The 1,999-nt window shown below is 72.7% G+C and carries 3 protein-coding genes; 1 reads left to right on the top strand and 2 read right to left on the bottom strand.

Annotation, left to right across the window (positions count from 1 at the left end; translation table 11 throughout):
- Nucleotides 1–202: 202 nt before the first annotated feature.
- Nucleotides 203–817, top strand: a complete 615-nt coding sequence (locus tag EF918_RS35220) for an isochorismatase family protein (protein ID WP_125652915.1) — start codon at nucleotides 203–205, stop codon at nucleotides 815–817.
- Between the two features lie 51 nt (nucleotides 818–868).
- On the opposite strand, the gene EF918_RS35215 is transcribed toward EF918_RS35220, so the two are convergent.
- A complete protein-coding gene (locus EF918_RS35215; RefSeq protein WP_125652914.1) occupies nucleotides 869–1,177 on the bottom strand; it encodes a hypothetical protein in 309 nt (102 codons plus the stop codon).
- 94 nt (nucleotides 1,178–1,271) lie between these two features.
- Nucleotides 1,272–1,793: a hypothetical protein gene (locus EF918_RS35210; protein ID WP_125652913.1), complete on the bottom strand. Its 522-nt coding sequence runs from the start codon at nucleotides 1,791–1,793 to the stop codon at nucleotides 1,272–1,274.
- Between the last annotated feature and the right edge of the window lie 206 nt (nucleotides 1,794–1,999).

Raw genomic sequence — 1,999 nt, 5'->3', positions numbered from 1 at the left:
CACAGGCCCCACAGGCCCCCGGCCCAGCCGGCCCAGGCCCGGCCCGACCGAGCCGACCGGCCCGTCCGAGCCGACCGGCCGTCAGGTCTCCCGGGTCGTCCGTCCCCTGCCACCCGGCAGGCGTCCGGACGCCAGGGGTGTCTTCGTCATCCCTTGCGTCCTTCTCCCCTTTCCCTTTCCCCTGCTCACGAGGAGCCCTGCCATGACCGCTTCGACCACCCTGCGCGACGTGATCGGCCTCGACGGCGCGCTGCCCCGGCTCGCCGACGCGACGCTGATCATGATCGACTTCCAGAACACCTACCGCTCCGGCGTCATGGCGCTCGACGGCGCCGAGCAGGCCCTGGCTGCCGGGGCACGACTGCTGGCCGCGGCGCGCGCCGCGGGGGCTCCGGTGGTGCACGTCGTCAACGACGGCGGTGAGGGCACCCCGTACGACATCCGTGCCGAGATCGGCGCTCTCGGCCCCGAGGTCGCACCGGCCGCGGGTGAGCCGGTGGTCGTCAAGCAGGCGCCCAACGCCTTCCACGGCACCGAGCTGGAGAAGACCCTGCGGGAGCTCGGCGCGGGCACGGATCTGGTGCTGGCCGGCTTCATGACGCACATGTGCGTCGCCTTCACGGCCGAGGGCGCCTACTACCGCGGCTACCGCCCGACGGTCGTCGCCGAGGCCACGGCCACCCGTTCGCTGACCGCCCCGGACGGCACGGTGCTGCCCGCCGCCGCCTTGCAGACGGCGGCCCTGACCACCGTCGGCGACCTGTTCGGGCTGGTCGCCCGCAGCGTCGAGGACGTCACGGGCGAGTGGCGCGGGTAGCGCGAGGAGCCGAGCCGGCCGGGTGGGCCAGGTGCGCGCCCGGCCCGCGCCTCAGTACTCCTCGTCCGGGTATCCCCAGTCGATCTTCGGCTTCGCGTCTGCCGCCACCTCTTCGACCGTCATGGCGAAGAGGCCCTCGAAGTGCGGGCGCCACAGGTAGAAGCGGGATATCCCGAGCGGGAAGTCGGACTCCCCGGAGACGAAGTACGCCCCGTCGTCGTCCCTGGCCACGCCCAGGCTGACCTGGGGGAGGATGTTCTCCTCGCGCAGGAGCTCCTCCAGGGCCCGGACGATGTCCAGGGCCTGGGCCTCGTCGGCGACGTCGGTGACGGTGAAGGCGAGATCGATGTTGACTGACATGGCCTCAGCGTACGGGCGCCCACTGACAGTCCCGACCGCACCGGGGGTCCACCGGACCCCGGGCCCTCGGTGCGGTCGGGCAGCGGGAGCCGGTTCAGCAGGGGCGGATGTGGAACACGGGCGTCCATGAGGCCGTGCCGGTGTCCTTGGCCACGTTCGACCAGCGCTCGCTGCCGTTCTCGTTGTAGAAGCGGGCCCGGGTGCCCCAGGTCTGGTTGTTGTTGAAGGTGCCGTCGCCGACGCCCCAGAAGTCGTAGTAGCCGCAGTGGTAGTAGTCGTAGTTCCGGCCCTGGCCGTCGGTGATGCACAAGTGGCCGTTGGCGCAGGCCAGGGGTGCGCCGAGGGCGCCGGGAGCCGGGAGGGTCACGGTGCCGCCCGGCATGGAGAGCCGGTTCGCGGAGATCTGGCGGGTGCCGGGCTGCCGCGCGAGCACGGCGTCGACCTCGGCCTGGAGCGCGCCGGCCTCGGCCGCGGTCAGGCCGGCCGTCCGGGCCTCGGCCGCGTGGGCGGACGGCTGCGGGGACTCGGCGGACGCCGACGCGCTGCCGGTCAGGGTGAGTCCGGCGACCAGGGCCGCCGCGGCGGTGAACACCGTCGGGAACGTACGCATGCGCATGCTGTGCTTCCCCCTGCATGGTTGACGTGGACGCCTCGGGTGCAACTTCCCGAGTGAGAAGTGCCGGTCGGGCACGGGTCCATCCTGTCGGAGCCGTGTCACCGCATGAAGGGCGGATCGCGTCACCCCTCCGCCCCCGGACGGCCCGCAGGACACAGGACCCTCGACTGCCTGAACGATTCAGCAGCCACCCCCCGGTGCACCCG

The organism is Streptomyces sp. WAC06614, from assembly GCF_003949795.1.
Lineage (GTDB): Bacteria > Actinomycetota > Actinomycetes > Streptomycetales > Streptomycetaceae > Streptomyces.
This window is presented reverse-complemented; position numbering and strand designations above follow the sequence as displayed.

Excerpts from the sequence above, each read along its gene's own strand:
- EF918_RS35220 (WP_125652915.1), top strand. The coding sequence starts at position 203 with ATGACCGCTTCGACCACCCTGCGCGACGTGATCGGCCTCGACGGCGCG.
- EF918_RS35215 (WP_125652914.1), bottom strand. The coding sequence starts at position 1,177 with ATGTCAGTCAACATCGATCTCGCCTTCACCGTCACCGACGTCGCCGAC.
- EF918_RS35210 (WP_125652913.1), bottom strand. The coding sequence starts at position 1,793 with ATGCGCATGCGTACGTTCCCGACGGTGTTCACCGCCGCGGCGGCCCTG.